Origin of the sequence: Pseudomonas sp. GR 6-02 (genome assembly GCF_001655615.1) — a bacterium.
Classification (GTDB): Bacteria; Pseudomonadota; Gammaproteobacteria; order Pseudomonadales; family Pseudomonadaceae; genus Aquipseudomonas.
This window is the reverse complement of the sequence record NZ_CP011567.1, coordinates 6166858-6183398: the sequence shown is the minus strand read 5'-3', so window position 1 is coordinate 6183398 and position 16541 is coordinate 6166858. Positions and strand designations below refer to the sequence as shown.

Sequence of the window (16541 nt, the reverse complement as noted above, 5' to 3'; positions counted from 1 at the left end):
CATTCGATGAATACCGAAGGACTCACTGAAGTTGCCGTAAAAGACGCTCAACCTGTGGTGGAGCAAATCGCTGAAACTCCGCCGGAGCTGGAGCCCGCTCCACCTGCGGTGGTGGCCGAGCCCGTTGTGGCGGCGCCAGCGATTGCCATTCCCGGTCTGGATGACAGCAGCCTGTACATCCATCGCGAGCTCTCGCAACTGCAGTTCAACATCCGCGTGCTGGAACAGGCGCTGGATGAGTCCTACCCATTGCTGGAGCGGCTGAAGTTTCTGCTGATCTTCTCCAGCAACCTGGACGAGTTCTTCGAGATTCGTGTGGCCGGCCTGAAGAAGCAGATCACCTTCGCCCGTGAACAGGCTGGCGCCGATGGCCTGCAACCGCATCAGGCCCTGGCTCGCATCAGCGAATTGGTGCACGGTCACGTCGACCGCCAATACGCGATTCTCAACGACATTCTGTTGCCGGAACTGGAAAAACATCAGGTCCGCTTCATCCGTCGTCGTTACTGGACTACCAAGCTCAAGACTTGGGTCCGCCGTTATTTCCGCGACGAGATCGCGCCGATCATCACCCCGATCGGTCTCGACCCGACGCACCCGTTCCCGTTGCTGGTGAACAAGAGCCTGAACTTCATCGTCGAGCTCGAAGGCATCGACGCCTTCGGTCGCGATTCCGGCCTGGCGATCATCCCGGCGCCGCGTCTGCTGCCGCGGATCATCAAGGTGCCGGAAGAAGTCGGCGGCCCGGGTGACAACTATGTATTCCTGTCGTCGATGATCCACGCGCACGCCGACGACCTGTTCCAGGGCATGAAGGTCAAGGGCTGCTACCAGTTCCGCCTGACCCGGAACGCCGACCTCGCGGTCGATACCGAAGACGTGGAAGACCTGGCCCGCGCCCTGCGCGGCGAGTTGTTCTCCCGTCGCTATGGTGATGCGGTGCGGCTGGAAGTGGCCGACACCTGCCCGAAACACCTGTCCGATTACCTGCTCAAGCAGTTCAACCTGCAGGAGACCGAGCTGTATCAGGTCAATGGTCCGGTCAACCTGACCCGGCTGTTCAGCATCACCGGCCTGGACAGTCATCCGGAGTTGCAATACACGCCGTTCACCCCGCAGATCCCGAAACTGCTGCAGAACAGCGAGAACATTTTCAGCGTGATCAGCAAGCAGGACATCTTGCTTCTGCACCCGTTCGAGTCCTTCACCCCGGTGGTCGACTTGCTGCGTCAGGCGGCCAAGGATCCACACGTGTTGGCGGTTCGCCAGACGTTGTATCGCAGCGGCGCCAACTCGGAGATCGTCGATGCGCTGGTGGATGCGGCGCGTAACGGCAAGGAAGTGACGGCGGTGATCGAATTGCGCGCGCGGTTCGATGAAGAATCCAACCTGCAGCTGGCCAGCCGTCTGCAGGCTGCCGGCGCCGTGGTGATTTACGGCGTGGTCGGCTTCAAGACCCACGCCAAGATGATGCTGATTCTGCGTCGCGAAGCCGGCGAGATTGTTCGCTACGCTCACTTGGGTACCGGCAACTACCACGCGGCCAACGCTCGTCTGTACACCGACTACAGCCTGCTGACCTCCGACGATGCCTTGTGCGAAGACGTCGGCAAACTGTTCAGCCAGTTGATCGGCATGGGTAAAACCCTGCGCATGAAAAAACTGCTGCACGCGCCGTTCACGTTGAAGAAGGGCATGCTCGACATGATTGCCCGGGAGACGCAATTCGCCCTCGACGGCAAACCGGCGCACATCATCGCCAAGTTCAACTCGCTGACCGATCCAAAGGTCATCCGCGCGTTGTACAAGGCCAGCCAGTCCGGGGTACGCATCGATCTGGTGGTGCGCGGCATGTGCTGCCTGCGACCGGGCATCGCCGGGGTATCGCACAACATCCACGTACGTTCGATCATCGGTCGTTTCCTGGAACACACCCGGGTCTTCTACTTCCTCAATGGCGGTGAAGAGCAGATGTTCCTGTCCAGTGCCGACTGGATGGAACGCAACCTCGACAAGCGCGTCGAGACTTGCTTCCCGGTCGAGGGCAAGAAGCTGATTTTGCGGGTCAAGAAAGAGCTGGAGCTTTATCTTACCGACAACACCCACAGCTGGAGCCTGCAGTCGGACGGTCGCTACGTCCGTAATACACCGACTGGCAACCAGAACCCGCGCAGCGCCCAGGCCACCTTGCTGGAGCGGTTGGGCAGCCCGATTCTGGCGGTGCGTTAACGCAAACCTTGAGCGATAAGAAATGGCGATCCATGTGGATCGCCATTTTCATTTCCACCACCGTCCCTTGTAGGAGCTGGCTTGCCAGCGAATGGCTTTCAAGTCATGCATCCATTTCAAGGACGCCTTCGCCAGCAAGCCGGCTCCTACAGGACCGTGTTCGGCGACCATTTTCGGTTTTTTAGCGAACGTTCAGCACGAAGCTGACGCGGGTCAGCCATTCGGCTTCCAGGGCGAAGTCGGCCTGGGTCAACTGGTTGTCATCCAGCCAATGTTCCGGGAATAACACATCCAGGCTGTCGCCGTTGGCGTGCAGCACGACCTGTGGCATTTCCTGGGTGCCACGGATGTGGTGGAACAGAATCGCGAAGCGCAGCAGCACGCACAGGCGAATCAGCTTGATGCCGTCGTCGCCAAAATCGGCAAACCTGTCCTTGGGAATATTGCGACGGTGGCCACGCACCAGTAGCGCGAGCATCAGTTGGTCTTCGCGGGAGAACCCGGCCAGGTCCGAGTGCTCGATCAGGTAGGCGCCGTGTTTGTGGTACTGATAGTGCGCGATGTCCAGGCCCACTTCGTGGACCTTGGCCGCCCAGCTCAGCAGTTCGCGCCAGACACCGTCGTCCAGGTCCCAATCCTCGGCCACTTGATCGAAGGCATGCAGCGCCTTGCGTTCGACCCGCGCGGCTTGCTCCAGGTCGACGTGGTAGCGCTCCATCAGCGAGCTGAGCGTGCGCTCACGGACATCTTCGTGATGATGACGGCCCAGCAGGTCATAGAGCACGCCTTCGCGCAGGGCGCCTTCACAGTGGTCCATGCGTTGCAGTTCGAGGGCATCGAAGATCGCTTCGAGAATCGCCAGCCCGGCGGGAAAGATCGCCCGGCGGTCGGGCTTGATGCCTTCGAAGTCGATTTTCTCGACATCACCGAGCTTGATCAGCTTGCGCTTGAGCCAGGCCAAGCCTTCGGCGTTCACCTCGCCAGTGCCATGTCCGCCGGCCTTCAGTGCCAGGCCAATGGCGCGAATGGTGCCCGAGGAGCCGATGGCTTCATCCCAGGTCAGGCGGTGCAGGGCGTGTTCGATGCTCATGATCTCCAGCCGCGCCGCGGTGTACGCCTGGGCGTAGCGGGCCGGGGTGATCTTGCCGTCCTTGAAATAGCGTTGGGTATAGCTGACGCAACCCATTTGCAGGCTTTCGCGCAGCAGCGGTTCGAAGCGCTGGCCAATGATGAATTCGGTACTGCCGCCGCCGATGTCGGCCACCAGGCGTTTGCCCGGGGTGTCGGCGAGGGTGTGGGAGACGCCGAGGTAAATCAGGCGCGCTTCTTCACGGCCGGAGATGACTTCTACCGGATGGCCGAGGATTTCTTCGGCCCGATGGATGAATTCACCGCGGTTACGGGCTTCGCGCAGGGCGTTGGTGCCGACGATCCGCACGGTGCCGGGCGGCATACCGCTGATCAGTTGGGCGAAGCGCTTCAGGCAATCGAGCCCGCGTTGCATGGATTCTTCGCTGAGTTGACGCTCTTCGTCGATGCCGGCGGCCAGCTGAACCTTCTCCCCGAGACGCTCGAGAATCCGGATTTCGCCGTTCTGGGCCTTGGCCACGACCATGTGAAAGCTGTTGGAGCCCAGGTCGATTGCGGCGATCAGGGACAGATTCTTGACTTGGGATAGCGGCATGGTCAGGGGGTCTCGGTCGATAACCTCGACATCCTGCCACGATCAAACGCTCGCGCCAACGCGCAGAGTTGAAAGCCTTGATCCAACCCTGTGGCGAGGGGGCTTGCCCCCGTTGGGCTACGAAGTAGCCCCAAAACCATTCACATCAACTCCGAATAGACCGCGCATGCAGGTTTTACGACTGCTGCGCAGCCGAACGGGGGCAAGCCCCCTCGCCACAGGGGTGTCAGCCCGCCGCCTCCACGGTCCCAATGAAGTTCGCCAGCTCCGCCGTCTGCGGATTGGCAAACAACACCTTCGGATCTCCCACCTCATGCACCTTGCCCTGGTGCATGAACACCAATTTGTCGCCCACCTCCCGGGCAAAACGCATCTCATGGGTGACCATGATCAATGTCATACCTTCCCTGGCCAGTTGCCGGACCACGCTCAACACTTCATTGACCAGTTCCGGGTCCAAGGCCGAGGTGATTTCGTCGCACAGCAAGACTTTCGGCGACATGGCCAGCGCCCGGGCGATCGCCACCCGCTGTTGCTGGCCGCCAGAGAGTCGATCCGGGAAGGCGTCGAATTTCTCGCCCAGCCCGACCCGTTCCAGCATCTGTCGCGCCAGCTCGGTGGCTTTGGCTTTCGGCACTTTCTGCACCACTTGTGGCGCAAGCATGACGTTTTCGCCGACGGTCAGGTGCGGGAACAGGTTGAACTGCTGGAACACCATCCCGACTTTCTGTCGCAGGCTGCGCAGGTCGGCGCGGGCGGCGTCGAGGTATTCGCCGTCGACTTCGATCACGCCGTCGTTGATCGATTCCAGGCCATTGAGGGTGCGCAGCAAGGTGGATTTGCCCGAGCCGCTGCGACCGATGATCGCCACCACCTGGCCTTCCTCGACACTCAGGTCAATGCCTTTGAGCACATGATGGTCGCCGTAATATTTATGCAGGGCGGAAATTCTAAGCAGAGGCATGCAGTCTCCTTTCCAGGTAGCGCGCACTGAGGGACAAGGGGTAGCAGAGCAGGAAGTAACCGAGGGCGACGAGGCCGTAGACCATGAAGGGTTCGAAGGTCGCGTTGGCGAGCATGCCGCCGGTCTTGGTCAGTTCGGTGAAGCCGATGATCGAGGTGACGGCGGTGCCCTTGACCACTTGCACCGAGAAGCCCACGGTCGGCGCCACGGCGATGCGCAGCGCTTGTGGCAGGATCACGTAACGCAATTGCTCCAGCGGGTTGAGCGCCAGGCTCGACGAGGCTTCCCACTGGCCGTTGGGGATCGAGTCGACGCAACCGCGCCAGATCTCCGCCAGGTAGGCGCTGGTGAACAGTGTCAAGGCAATCGCCGCCGCCATCCACGGTGAAATTTCCACACCGGCCAAGGCCACACCGAAGAACACCAGAAACAGCTGCATCAACAGCGGCGTGCCCTGGAACAATTCGATGTAGGTGCGGGCGAAGTGGCTGGGCAGGGATTTCTTAGAAATCCGCATCACCATGATCAGCAAACCGATCAGCCCGCCACCGATAAACGCCACCAGCGACAATGCCAGCGTCCATTGCAGGCCCGTGAGCAGGTTGCGCAGGATGTCCCAGAAGGTGAAATCGCTCATTGGCTGCTCCTTGCGCTGCTCTTGGATATGTAGCGGCGACCGATCCAGTTCAGCAGCTGGCGGATCAGCAGCGCCATGCACAGGTAGAGCAGCGTGGTCAGCGCATAGGTTTCAAAGGCGCGAAAGTTGCGCGACTGAATGAAGTTGGCGGCGAAACTCAGCTCTTCGGTGGCGATCTGCGAACAGACCGCCGAGCCGAGCATGACGATGATGATCTGGCTGCTCAGGGCCGGCCAGACCTTGCCCAGTGCCGGCAGCAGAACCACGTGGCGGAAGGCTTCGAAACGCGACATTGCCAGGGCGGCTGCGGCTTCCAGTTGCCCGCGAGGGATCGCTTGAATGCCGGCGCGGATGATCTCGGTCGAATAGGCGCCCAGGTTGATCACCATCGCCAGCACCGCCGCCTGCCATTCGGAAATCTGCAGGCCCAGCGACGGCAAACCGAAGAAGATGAAAAACAACTGCACCAGAAAGGGTGTGTTGCGGATCAACTCGACGTAGACCCCGAAAATGCCGGCGAACGGGCGGATGTTCCACGCCCGCACCAGTGCGCCGATGATGCCCAGAGCGACCCCGAACACTGCGCCAACGGCCGTCAGCTCAAGGGTGAACAACGCACCGCGCAGCAGCAGGTCGGTGTTTTCCACCACCGGCAAGAAATCGAACTGATAAGCCATAAGTCGTCTCCCGAGCGAACGATCAGAGATCGGCCGGCAGCGGTTCTTTCAACCAGGTTTGCGAGTTCTTTTCCAGCGCACCGTCAGCCTTGGCGGTGGTGAGGATCTGATTGACCTTGTCCAGCAACGCCGGCTCGTTCTTGTTCACGCCGACGTACACCGGCGAGTCCTTGAGCTTCACTTTCAGGGCCGGTACGCGTTTCGGGCTTTTCTCGCTGATGGCCACCATCACCACGTTGCCGCTGGCGATCAGGTCGACTTGCCCGGCAAGGTAGGCGGCGATGGTCGAGTTGTTGTCTTCGAAGCGTTTGATGGTCACGCCTTCGGGGGCGACTTTGGTCAGCTCAATGTCTTCGATGGCGCCACGGGTGACGCTGATGGTTTTGCCCTTGAGATCGTCCAAACCCTTGATGGCGGCGTCTGGCGGACCGAACACGGCGAGGTAGAACGGCGCGTAGGCACGGGAGAAATCGATGACTTTCTCTCGTTCAGGGTTCTTGCCGAGGCTGGAAATCACCAGGTCGACCTTGCCGGTGGTCAGGAACGGGATGCGGTTGGTGCTGTTGACCGGGGTCAGTTCGAGTTTGACCTTGAGTTGGTCGGCCAGCAGTTTGGCGGTGTCGATGTCGAGGCCGCGCGGTTTCATGTCCGGGCCGACCGAGCCGAACGGCGGGAAGTCCTGGGGCACGGCGACTTTGAGGGTGCCGCGTTTGACCACATCCTCCAGACCGTCGGCGTGGGCAGGTGCCTGGCTCAGCATCAGGCTGGCAAACAGGGCGGCGAGGAGGGCGCTGTAACGCTGGGTCATGGCAAATCTCCGGATCGGCGGGAAGTGATTTCTGCGGATCGACAGAGCACGGGCCATGCCAAGATTCGGTTTCAGGGGTTGCAGGCCACGGTTTTGCTGGTGTTTCTCGGTCTTACTGGTCTGAACAGTTAGGTGGCATTTCGCACCTTGATGGCGCAATCGTGAAAACTCCCGAACCCCCATGGGGCACGACTTGCCGGACGTCGCGAATAGCTTTACAACTAGCCGCTCATTGGCCTGGTTCGTCTGAAGAAACCATGAATTCGATCTCCCGTGCAGTACCTGAAGTGGCGCTGCAAGCCATCCGCAAACTGATCACCGAGCAAGGTTTCGGGCCGGGTGATGCCTTGCCCTCGCAACGGGACCTGGCGGTGCAATTGGGGGTCAGCCGGGCGTCGTTGCGCGAGGCGTTGTCGTCCCTGAGTGCGCTGGGCGTGATCAGCATCCAGCCGGGCAAGGGCGTGTTCGTGCAGTCACCGGTCGATCTGCCCCGGGGCGAGGCGGTGCCGGGCTGGCCATTCGCGGCCCAGGCATCGCCGCTGGACATCTTCCAGTTGCGCTATGCGCTGGAGGGTTTTGCCTCGGGTTTGGCGGCCGTGACCCTGAGCACCGAGGATCTCGATGCCCTGGAAGACAACGTCGCCGCCATGCGCAACGAACTGCGTGCCGCCAACTTCGATGCAGCGGCGCGACTGGACTTCGAGTTTCACCGGCGCATCCTCCTGGCCAGCGGCAATCAGGCGATGCTGAGCATCCTGACAGCCAGCGCCGACATCTTTCTGGAGAGCCAGAAGCTACCGTTCATCCGGGCCGAACGGGCCATGGAAACCTGGCAGGAACACCGTAAAATCCTCCGTGCACTGGCCCGTCGAGCCTCTGGCGCCGCACAGAAGGCCATGCAGGAGCATGTGCGCAACGCCGCCCTGCGCACCGGGATTGCCTTCGTCGCTCCCGCCACCTCGTGACTTGAGCTATACCCAAATTCATGGGCCACCATAGCGAGACTCAATCATCTGCGGCTTCCTGAACGGGGGAAGGGCAGCTATGATGGGCCACGTTTTTTTGCTTACAACCTGGAGACTTCCATGAGCAGCGATCTTATCAAACACGTTAGCGACGCTAGCTTCGAGGCCGACGTACTCAAGGCCGAAGGCGCTGTACTGGTCGACTACTGGGCTGAGTGGTGCGGCCCTTGCAAAATGATCGCTCCTGTCCTGGACGAAATTGCCGAGACCTACAAAGGCAAGCTGACCGTTGCCAAACTGAACATCGACGAGAACCAGGAAACCCCGGCCAAGCATGGCGTGCGTGGTATCCCGACGCTGATGCTGTTCAAGAACGGCAACGTCGAAGCCACCAAGGTCGGTGCGCTGTCGAAGTCGCAATTGGCCGCTTTCCTCGACGCCAACATCTAAGCGTTGTTATAAAGCGTCATGAAAAGGCCCCGCATTATGCGGGGCCTTTTCGTTATTGAGGGCTAGACGCTCCGAAACTCAGGTGGTACATTCGGCCCCGCACTGGTTTCTCCACTGCCCCCTGCTAGCCGTCGCCGACGCACTCCTTTTCGAATAAGTACGCGATCCTGTCGCCTTCTCTGCGGCGCGGCCTCATTAAGCCAAAAGCTTAATTTCCCCCCTCCATAAATGATTACGTCATTCCTATATGAATCTGACTGAACTCAAGCAAAAGCCGATTACCGAACTGCTCGAATTGGCCGAACAGATGGGCATAGAAAATATGGCCCGTTCGCGCAAGCAGGACGTGATTTTCTCCCTGCTCAAAAAGCACGCTAAAAGCGGCGAGGAAATCTCCGGTGATGGCGTGCTGGAGATTCTCCAGGACGGCTTCGGCTTCCTGCGCTCCGCTGACGCTTCCTATCTCGCCGGCCCGGACGATATCTACGTCTCGCCGAGCCAGATCCGTCGCTTCAACTTGCGCACCGGTGACACCATCGTTGGCAAGATCCGTCCTCCGAAGGAAGGCGAGCGGTATTTCGCGCTGCTCAAGGTCGACACGATCAACTACGATCGTCCCGAGAACGCGAAAAACAAGATTCTCTTCGAGAACCTGACCCCGCTGTTCCCGACCGTGCGCATGAAGATGGAAGCCGGTAACGGTTCCACCGAAGACTTGACCGGTCGTGTCATCGACCTGTGCGCCCCGATCGGCAAAGGCCAGCGCGGCCTGATCGTTGCTCCGCCGAAAGCCGGTAAAACGATCATGCTGCAGAACATCGCGGCAAACATCGCGCGTAACAATCCTGAAGTTCACCTGATCGTGCTGTTGATCGACGAGCGTCCGGAAGAAGTGACCGAAATGCAGCGCACCGTGCGCGGCGAAGTAGTTGCCTCGACGTTCGACGAGCCGCCAACCCGCCACGTGCAGGTTGCTGAAATGGTGATCGAGAAGGCCAAGCGTCTGGTCGAGCACAAGAAGGACGTGGTGATTCTGCTCGACTCCATCACCCGTCTGGCGCGTGCCTACAACACCGTGATCCCGAGCTCCGGCAAGGTGCTGACCGGTGGTGTCGATGCCCACGCCCTGGAGAAACCGAAACGTTTCTTCGGTGCTGCACGGAACATCGAAGAAGGCGGCTCGTTGACCATCATCGCTACCGCGCTGGTTGAAACCGGTTCGAAGATGGACGAAGTGATCTACGAAGAATTCAAAGGCACCGGCAACATGGAATTGCCTCTGGATCGCAAGATCGCCGAAAAACGTGTGTTCCCGGCCATCAACATCAACCGCTCCGGTACTCGCCGCGAAGAGTTGCTGACAGCCGACGACGAACTGCAGCGTATGTGGATCCTGCGCAAACTGCTGCACCCGATGGATGAAGTCTCTGCCATCGAGTTCCTGGTCGACAAGCTGAAACAGACCAAGACCAACGACGAGTTCTTCCTGTCGATGAAACGCAAGTAAATCGAACAGGCCAAAAAGCCGGGGAAACCCGGCTTTTTGCTATCTGATTTTTGATCAACGGCAGTTCGTGGTTCTGAACTGAGGGGTTCGGCGCTAAACTGCCACCCCCGAACGCCACGGCCAAAACGAGGCTCACGCATGCAGTATCGCGACTTGCGCGACTTTATCAGCGGTCTGGAACAGCGCGGCGAACTCAAGCGCATCCAGGTTCCGGTGTCCCCAGTGCTCGAAATGACCGAGGTCTGCGACCGCACATTGCGCGCCAAAGGCCCGGCCCTGCTTTTCGAAAAGCCCACGGGTTATGACATCCCTGTGCTCGGCAATCTGTTCGGTACGCCTGAGCGCGTGGCGCTGGGCATGGGCGCAGAGGCGGTGAGCGAGTTGCGCGAAATCGGCAAGTTGCTGGCGTTCCTCAAGGAGCCCGAGCCGCCGAAAGGTTTGAAGGACGCCTGGTCCAAGCTGCCGATCTTTCGCAAGATCATCTCGATGGCGCCGAAAGTCGTCAAGGACGCGGTGTGCCAGGAAGTGGTCATCGAAGGCGACGATGTCGACCTCGCGATGTTGCCGGTGCAGACCTGCTGGCCAGGCGATGTCGGCCCGCTGATCACCTGGGGCCTGACTGTCACCAAAGGTCCGAACAAGGATCGCCAGAACCTCGGCATTTACCGTCAACAGGTGATCGGTCGCAACAAGGTGATCATGCGCTGGTTAAGCCACCGTGGCGGCGCGCTGGATTACCGCGAATGGTGCGAAAAACACCCCGGCCAGCCGTTCCCGGTGTCCGTGGCGCTGGGCGCTGACCCGGCCACCATTCTTGGCGCCGTGACGCCGGTGCCGGACAGCCTCTCCGAATACGCTTTCGCCGGTCTGCTGCGGGGCAATCGCACCGAACTGGTGAAATGCCGCGGCAACGACCTGCAAGTACCGGCCACGGCCGAAATCATCCTCGAAGGCGTGATTCATCCGGGCGAAATGGCCGATGAAGGTCCGTACGGCGACCACACCGGCTACTACAACGAAGTCGACAGCTTCCCGGTGTTCACCGTCGAGCGCATCACCCATCGGATCAAGCCGATCTACCACAGCACCTACACCGGCCGTCCGCCGGATGAGCCGGCGATTCTCGGTGTGGCGCTGAACGAAGTGTTCGTGCCGATCCTGCAGAAGCAATTCCCGGAGATCACTGACTTCTACCTGCCTCCCGAAGGCTGCTCGTACCGCATGGCCATCGTGACCATGAAAAAGTCGTATCCCGGCCACGCCAAGCGGGTAATGCTCGGTGTCTGGTCGTTTTTGCGACAGTTCATGTACACCAAGTTCGTTATCGTCACCGACGACGATATCAACGCACGGGACTGGAACGACGTGATCTGGGCCATTACCACGCGCATGGACCCCAAGCGCGACACGGTGATGATCGATAACACGCCGATCGACTACCTGGACTTCGCCTCGCCGGTCTCCGGCCTGGGTTCGAAGATGGGGCTCGATGCCACGCATAAATGGCCAGGCGAAACCACCCGTGAGTGGGGCCGGGTCATCGTCAAGGATGAAGCCGTTACCCAACGGATCGATGCCATCTGGAATCAGTTAGGAATAGATTGATGCGTGTAACCTTGCAGCCCTCCGGAGCAGTGCTTGAGATTCTGCCCGGCGAGCGGATTCTCGATGGCGCGCGGCGCCTGGGCTATGAATGCCCGCAAAGCTGTCGTAACGGCAATTGCCATGTGTGCGGTGCGTTGCTGGTGGAAGGGCGGGTCGAACAGGCTGGCGATGTGCGCGACCATGGCGAGTTCTACACTTGCATTGCAGAGCCGCTGGAAGACTGCATCGTGTTGTGGGATGGCGTGCTCGCGCTGGGAGAGCTGCCGGTGCGCAGCGTGTCGTGTCAGGTCATTGAATGCAGGGACGTCGGTGGCGATACCTGGCGCGTGCGTCTGCGTGCGCCAGCGGGCAAGCCACCGCGCTATCACGCCGGCCAGTATCTGATGATCGAGCGTGAGAATGGCGAGAAATCCGCTTTTTCCCTGGCCTCTGCACCGCATTCCGGCCGCGACCTGGAAATTCATGTGCTGGCGCGCGAAAGCAGCGCGCTGAGCCTGATCGAACAGCTCCAGCGCAACCCGATGGTGCGGATCGAGATGCCGTTCGGCGACACCCATCTGGCGGAACTGCCGAACGGTCCTCTCGTACTGATTGCTGCCGGTACCGGCATGGGCCAGATCCACAGCCTCATCGAACATTGCCGCGCCACGGGCTTCAAGCATCCGGTGCACCTGTATTGGGGCGTACGTCGTCCCGAAGACTTTTATGAGATCGAACATTGGGATGAATGGCTGAAGCTGCCCAATCTGTTCCTGCATAAAGTCGTCAGCGATCAATGCGGCTGGCAGGGGCGTTGCGGCATGTTGCATGAGGCGGTGTGTGAAGATTTCCCTGATCTGAAAGCACTGCACGTCTATGCCAGCGGCTCTCCAGCCATGGTCTATGGCACGCTCGATGCTTTGGTCGAAGCGGGGATGGATGCCCATCAAATGCGTGCCGATGTATTTGCTTACGCGCCGCGATCGTAGGTGCGTGAACCGTTCTAGAAGCGCACCCCGGTTGTCACCATGGCGGCATTGAAGCCGAGCAACACCAGCTCGGCTGCCAATGGTCCGTAGTGTGCCCCGACTGAAGGAATGATCACCGGCGCGACCCCGAAGTGATTCAGAGGGATCTTGTCCTGAGACTTGCCGCTGTAACCTTGCAACAGACCACCGGTAAGTTTTATGTACACGGGATAGTCAGCGCTCTCGTAGCGTTTGCCCGCATACGCATAATATGAACGCTGGCTGAACGAGTTGCGAAAAGTTGCGCCACCAAACAACCAACCGGACGTTTGCTCGCGCTCAAGACCGATAAGGTCCTGATTGTTATTGTGGTCGGAGTCGGGGGAGAAGTGTCTGGTATAGACGCTGGCCTGCAAATACCAGGAGCCGGTGTCTTTCGCAGAGGTGTCCTCGGCCAGCGAGTGCTGCGCCGTGAGCATTAGAAGTAACCCGTAAATCCATGGTGTTTTCATTGTTCAGGCCTTTGAGGCAGTTTGGTTTGCGTCTTTGGGTGGCCGTTATACGCGACGTAAAGCTGCAATGGGTAGGCGGTAAATCCGAAGGGTTTGTAGGCATTTTCTCCTAGGTGAGCTTTATCCTAGACGCGCCGAATGCTTATGTATATTTCGTTCTGGTATTTAAGAATTCTCTTAAATGATATTAGGGTATATCGCCAAGCCCTCCAGCTTCAGTATTGGATTTTTTATAGGGGGCGCAAGGTCATAGGGCGCTTAGTACTTTTCGTTTTAGTATTACTGCTATATGTTCTATGAAGTGAAAGTTGTTTATATTTTGTAATAATTGCTGGGCCAAAATTTTATTGCCATGAGCGCCATTGAATCTGCTTTTTTGAATCTGGCTTACCCTCCGCGGCTCGATCTGGGGCCGCAGCTTACACACGAACAATTGCTCAGTTCGATGCAGTCGACCATGGCGCGCCACAAGGGTGGGCCGGTCTGGTTATTCGCGTATGGTTCGCTGATCTGGCGGCCTGAATGTGCGGCGGTTGAGCGGGTGCGCGGCCGGGTGCATGGCTACCATCGCGGTTTGTACCTGTGGTCCCACGAGCATCGCGGCACGCCGGAAGTGCCGGGGCTGGTATTTGGCCTGGATCGCGGTGGTTCGTGCAGCGGGTTCGCCTATCGTTTGCCCGAAGAACAACTCGAGGCTTCACTTTATGCACTCTGGCAGCGCGAGATGCCATTCCCTTCCTATCGTCCACACTGGCTCAACTGCCGTCTTGAAAACGGAAACCAGGTTCAGGCATTGGGATTTGTATTGGAGCGGCACCTGCCCAGCTATGCCGGCAACTTGCCGGATCACGTGCTGAGCCAAGTATTCGAGAACGCTTGCGGGCGCTATGGCACTACTCGCGAGTATGTCGAGCAGACCGCCCACGCCCTGCGTAGCCACGCCATGCCAGACCGGAATCTGGAGGCGCGGCTCAAGCGCTGTAAATCAAAGGCAGATCAGGCGAGCGCTTCGCGGCCCTGACTGGCGACGTTTTTGTGGCCCAGGGTGGGTGCCAGGAACGCCATCGCCAGCAGGCAGGCAACGACCAACAGAATGAAGCCGCCATTCCAGCCGAAATAGTCCACGGTGTAGCCCATCATGGCACTGGCCGCGACGGAACCACCCAAGTAACCGAACAGGCCGGTAAAGCCTGCGGCCGTACCCGCGGCCTTCTTCGGCACCAGTTCCAGCGCCTGCAGGCCGACCAGCATCACCGGGCCGTAGATCAGGAAGCCGATGGCGAACAGCGAGATCATGTCGATCATCGGATTGCCCGGTGGATTCAGCCAATACACGATTGTCGCAACGGTCACCAACGCCATGAACACCATGCCGGTCAGGCCACGGTTGCCACGGAAGATCTTGTCCGACATCCAGCCGCACAGCAGCGTGCCGGGAATGCCCGCCCACTCGTACAGGAAGTAAGCCCACGAGGTCTTGTCGAAGTCGAAGTGCTTGACCTCTTTGAGGTAGGTCGGCGCCCAGTCCAGAATGCCGTAGCGCAGCAGGTAGACGAAAACGTTAGCCAGTGCGATGAACCAGAGCATTTTGTTGCGCAGCACGTATTTGACGAAGATGTCCTTGGCGCTGAATTCCTCTTCGTGACTGGCGTCGTAGCCTTCCGGGTAATCGTTTTTGTACTTCTCAATCGGCGGCAGGCCCGTCGACTGCGGAGTATCGCGCATCACGATGAAGGCAAACACGGCGACCAACAGCGCCACGGCAGCCGGTACGTAGAACTTGCTGTGCCAGTCGTTGAACCAGCCCATGCCGAGAATCGCCAGCGGGCCGATCAAGCCACCGCCAACGTTATGCGCGGTGTTCCAGACCGAAACCACGCCGCCACGCTCTTTCTGTGACCACCAATGCACCATGGTTCGCCCGCTCGGCGGCCAGCCCATGCCTTGCGCCCAGCCGTTGATGAACAGCAGGATGAACATCATGGTCACGCTGGAGGTGGCCCAAGGTGCGAAACCGAAAACGAACATCACCGCGGCGGACACCACCAGGCCAAAGGGCAGGAAGTAACGCGGGTTGGAGCGGTCGGACACGATGCCCATCAGAAACTTGGACAGGCCGTAGGCGATTGCAATCGCCGACATCGCCACACCCAGCTGGCCTTTTGTATAGCCTTGGGCGATCAGGTCCGGGAACGCCAGGGTGAAGTTCTTGCGCAGCAGGTAGTAACCGGCATAGCCAATGAAAATCCCGGCGAAGATCTGCCAGCGAAGGCGTCGGTAGGTGCTGTCTATTTTTTCTTCAGGCAATGGAGCCTGATGTGCGGCAGGACGAAAGAAAGCAAACATTCAAGAGCTCCAGATTTCTTGTTTTGACTGCGGATGCGAATGTTACAGTTTCGTTACCGAAAATAGCACCGGTTCGCATCGGCAAAACAGCGGAAATGTTGGAGATTGCATGTTCCTTTATGAACATGTCGCTCAGGTATAAATGAGAGTCGGTACGGGGATGACGGAGCCAGGTCGCAGGCTGCGACCTGGCTTGAAAACGATCAACGAACCTGCACGACCACCTTTCCGACCGCCTTGCGCTGGCCAAGATCGTTGATCGCCTGCGCCGCATTGCTCAGTGGATACACCTGCGACACCAGCGGCTTCAATTTGCCTTCGGCGAACCAGTGAAACAACTGCTGGAAGTTCGCAGCGTTGTCCTGTGGTTGGCGCTGGGCAAACGAGCCCCAGAACACGCCGACCACTGCAGCACCTTTGAGCAGTGCCAGGTTCACTGGCAGTTCGGGGATACGTCCACTGGCGAAACCGACCACCAGAAGACGACCGTTCCAGGCGATGGCGCGGATGGCCTGGTCGAACAGGTCCCCGCCCACCGGGTCGTAGATCACGTCGGCGCCCTGGCCGTCGGTCAGGCGTTTGATTTCGTCCTTGAGGCTGGTTTCGCTGTAGTTGATCAGCTCATCGGCGCCGGCGGCTTTGGCCACCGCGAGTTTTTCCGCACTGCTCGCGGCGGCGATCACCCGGGCGCCCATGGCTTTGCCGATTTCCACGGCGGCGAGGCCGACGCCGCCGGACGCGCCGAGCACCAGCAAGGTTTCGCCGGGTTGCAGGTTGCCTCGTTGCTTGAGGGCGTGCATCGAAGTGCCGTAGGTCATGCTGAAAGCGGCGGCAGTGTTGAAGTCCATCGATGGCGGGATCGGCAGCACGTTGTAGCCCGGCACCGCGACCTGCTCGGCGAAACTGCCCCAGCCAGTCAGGGCCATGACCCGGTCACCGACCTTGAGGTGGCTGACCTTTTCCCCCACCGCGCTGACCACGCCAGCCGCTTCGCCACCCGGTGAAAACGGGAAGGGCGGTTTGAACTGGTATTTGCCCTCGATGATCAGCGTGTCCGGGAAATTCACCCCGGCCGCGTGCACGTCCAGCAGGATTTCGTTCTTCTTCGCAACAGGACTGGCGACGTCTTCCAGCACCAGCGATTCGGCAGGGCCGAAGGCTTTGCACAGCACGGCTTTCATCAGGGCTATTCCTTTGGGAGTGATGGCCG

15 protein-coding genes are annotated in these 16541 nt (G+C 59.5%); 7 read left to right on the top strand and 8 right to left on the bottom strand.

The genetic code is table 11. From position 1 onward, the window contains the following. Positions 1–6: 6 nt before the first annotated feature. Positions 7–2229, top strand: a complete 2223-nt coding sequence (gene ppk1 / locus PGR6_RS27525) for a polyphosphate kinase 1 (RefSeq protein WP_018927564.1) — start codon at positions 7–9, stop codon at positions 2227–2229. A 181-nt stretch (positions 2230–2410) separates the two neighbouring features. Here the strand turns inward: ppk1 and ppx are convergent, their stop codons facing one another. The 5 genes from ppx to PGR6_RS27500 form a co-directional block, all read right to left on the bottom strand. Further along, the gene (gene ppx, locus PGR6_RS27520; RefSeq protein WP_018927565.1) at positions 2411–3913 is read right to left on the bottom strand and encodes an exopolyphosphatase; all 1503 of its coding nucleotides are present in this window, start codon (positions 3911–3913) and stop codon (positions 2411–2413) included. A 226-nt stretch (positions 3914–4139) separates the two neighbouring features. Then, entirely contained in the window at positions 4140–4877 is a 738-nt protein-coding gene (locus PGR6_RS27515) for an amino acid ABC transporter ATP-binding protein (RefSeq protein WP_064621044.1), read from the bottom strand. Then, the gene (locus PGR6_RS27510; RefSeq protein ID WP_007899375.1) at positions 4864–5514 is read right to left on the bottom strand and encodes an amino acid ABC transporter permease; all 651 of its coding nucleotides are present in this window, start codon (positions 5512–5514) and stop codon (positions 4864–4866) included. Before PGR6_RS27510 ends, PGR6_RS27515 begins: the two co-directional genes overlap by 14 nt. Next, on the bottom strand, positions 5511–6191 hold the full coding sequence (locus PGR6_RS27505; protein ID WP_018927567.1) for an amino acid ABC transporter permease: 681 nt from the start codon (positions 6189–6191) through the stop codon (positions 5511–5513). Before PGR6_RS27505 ends, PGR6_RS27510 begins: the two co-directional genes overlap by 4 nt. Before the next feature lie 22 nt (positions 6192–6213). Next, positions 6214–6999, bottom strand: coding sequence for a transporter substrate-binding domain-containing protein (locus PGR6_RS27500; protein WP_028939126.1), 786 nt, complete (start codon positions 6997–6999; stop codon positions 6214–6216). Positions 7000–7256: 257 nt separating this feature from the next. Between PGR6_RS27500 and PGR6_RS27495 the strand changes: the two genes are divergently transcribed. The 5 genes from PGR6_RS27495 (at position 7257) to PGR6_RS27475 (ending at position 12494) form a co-directional block, all read left to right on the top strand. After that, a complete protein-coding gene (locus PGR6_RS27495; RefSeq protein ID WP_064621043.1) occupies positions 7257–7964 on the top strand; it encodes a FadR/GntR family transcriptional regulator in 708 nt (235 codons plus the stop codon). A gap of 120 nt (positions 7965–8084) precedes the next feature. Further along, positions 8085–8414 carry a thioredoxin TrxA gene (gene trxA / locus PGR6_RS27490; protein ID WP_003206727.1) on the top strand — a complete coding sequence of 110 codons (330 nt, stop codon included), beginning with the start codon at positions 8085–8087 and terminating at the stop codon, positions 8412–8414. 247 nt (positions 8415–8661) lie between these two features. Next, entirely contained in the window at positions 8662–9921 is a 1260-nt protein-coding gene (gene rho, locus PGR6_RS27485) for a transcription termination factor Rho (RefSeq protein ID WP_007899384.1), read from the top strand. Positions 9922–10059: 138 nt separating this feature from the next. Next, positions 10060–11526, top strand: a complete 1467-nt coding sequence (gene ubiD / locus PGR6_RS27480) for a 4-hydroxy-3-polyprenylbenzoate decarboxylase (protein ID WP_019580527.1) — start codon at positions 10060–10062, stop codon at positions 11524–11526. Then, entirely contained in the window at positions 11526–12494 is a 969-nt protein-coding gene (locus tag PGR6_RS27475; RefSeq protein WP_019580528.1) for a CDP-6-deoxy-delta-3,4-glucoseen reductase, read from the top strand. The genes ubiD and PGR6_RS27475 overlap by 1 nt, the downstream gene beginning before the upstream one ends. A gap of 14 nt (positions 12495–12508) precedes the next feature. Here the strand turns inward: PGR6_RS27475 and PGR6_RS27470 are convergent, their stop codons facing one another. Beyond that, positions 12509–12952, bottom strand: a complete 444-nt coding sequence (locus PGR6_RS27470) for a sn-glycerol-3-phosphate transporter (protein ID WP_082920906.1) — start codon at positions 12950–12952, stop codon at positions 12509–12511. A gap of 385 nt (positions 12953–13337) precedes the next feature. Here PGR6_RS27470 and PGR6_RS27465 point away from each other — a divergent pair, with 385 nt between their 5' ends. Then, a complete protein-coding gene (locus tag PGR6_RS27465; RefSeq protein WP_018927574.1) occupies positions 13338–14006 on the top strand; it encodes a gamma-glutamylcyclotransferase in 669 nt (222 codons plus the stop codon). Here the strand turns inward: PGR6_RS27465 and glpT are convergent. Then, complete coding sequence (gene glpT / locus PGR6_RS27460) at positions 13982–15331, bottom strand: glycerol-3-phosphate transporter (protein ID WP_018927575.1); 1350 nt, start codon at positions 15329–15331, stop codon at positions 13982–13984. The two genes, PGR6_RS27465 and glpT, sit on opposite strands and share 25 nt — an antisense overlap. A 203-nt stretch (positions 15332–15534) precedes the next feature. Beyond that, complete coding sequence (locus tag PGR6_RS27455; RefSeq protein WP_018927576.1) at positions 15535–16512, bottom strand: NADPH:quinone oxidoreductase family protein; 978 nt, start codon at positions 16510–16512, stop codon at positions 15535–15537. Positions 16513–16541: the final 29 nt, after the last annotated feature.

Coding starts and splice junctions, on each gene's coding strand:
- trxA (WP_003206727.1), top strand. CDS start 8,085: ATGAGCAGCGATCTTATCAAACACGTTAGCGACGCTAGCTTCGAGGCC.
- PGR6_RS27455 (WP_018927576.1), bottom strand. CDS start 16,512: ATGAAAGCCGTGCTGTGCAAAGCCTTCGGCCCTGCCGAATCGCTGGTG.
- rho (WP_007899384.1), top strand. CDS start 8,662: ATGAATCTGACTGAACTCAAGCAAAAGCCGATTACCGAACTGCTCGAA.
- PGR6_RS27500 (WP_028939126.1), bottom strand. CDS start 6,999: ATGACCCAGCGTTACAGCGCCCTCCTCGCCGCCCTGTTTGCCAGCCTG.
- ppx (WP_018927565.1), bottom strand. CDS start 3,913: ATGCCGCTATCCCAAGTCAAGAATCTGTCCCTGATCGCCGCAATCGAC.
- PGR6_RS27505 (WP_018927567.1), bottom strand. CDS start 6,191: ATGGCTTATCAGTTCGATTTCTTGCCGGTGGTGGAAAACACCGACCTG.
- PGR6_RS27510 (WP_007899375.1), bottom strand. CDS start 5,514: ATGAGCGATTTCACCTTCTGGGACATCCTGCGCAACCTGCTCACGGGC.
- ppk1 (WP_018927564.1), top strand. CDS start 7: ATGAATACCGAAGGACTCACTGAAGTTGCCGTAAAAGACGCTCAACCT.
- PGR6_RS27475 (WP_019580528.1), top strand. CDS start 11,526: ATGCGTGTAACCTTGCAGCCCTCCGGAGCAGTGCTTGAGATTCTGCCC.
- PGR6_RS27465 (WP_018927574.1), top strand. CDS start 13,338: ATGAGCGCCATTGAATCTGCTTTTTTGAATCTGGCTTACCCTCCGCGG.
- ubiD (WP_019580527.1), top strand. CDS start 10,060: ATGCAGTATCGCGACTTGCGCGACTTTATCAGCGGTCTGGAACAGCGC.
- PGR6_RS27515 (WP_064621044.1), bottom strand. CDS start 4,877: ATGCCTCTGCTTAGAATTTCCGCCCTGCATAAATATTACGGCGACCAT.
- PGR6_RS27495 (WP_064621043.1), top strand. CDS start 7,257: ATGAATTCGATCTCCCGTGCAGTACCTGAAGTGGCGCTGCAAGCCATC.
- PGR6_RS27470 (WP_082920906.1), bottom strand. CDS start 12,952: ATGCTCACGGCGCAGCACTCGCTGGCCGAGGACACCTCTGCGAAAGAC.
- glpT (WP_018927575.1), bottom strand. CDS start 15,331: ATGTTTGCTTTCTTTCGTCCTGCCGCACATCAGGCTCCATTGCCTGAA.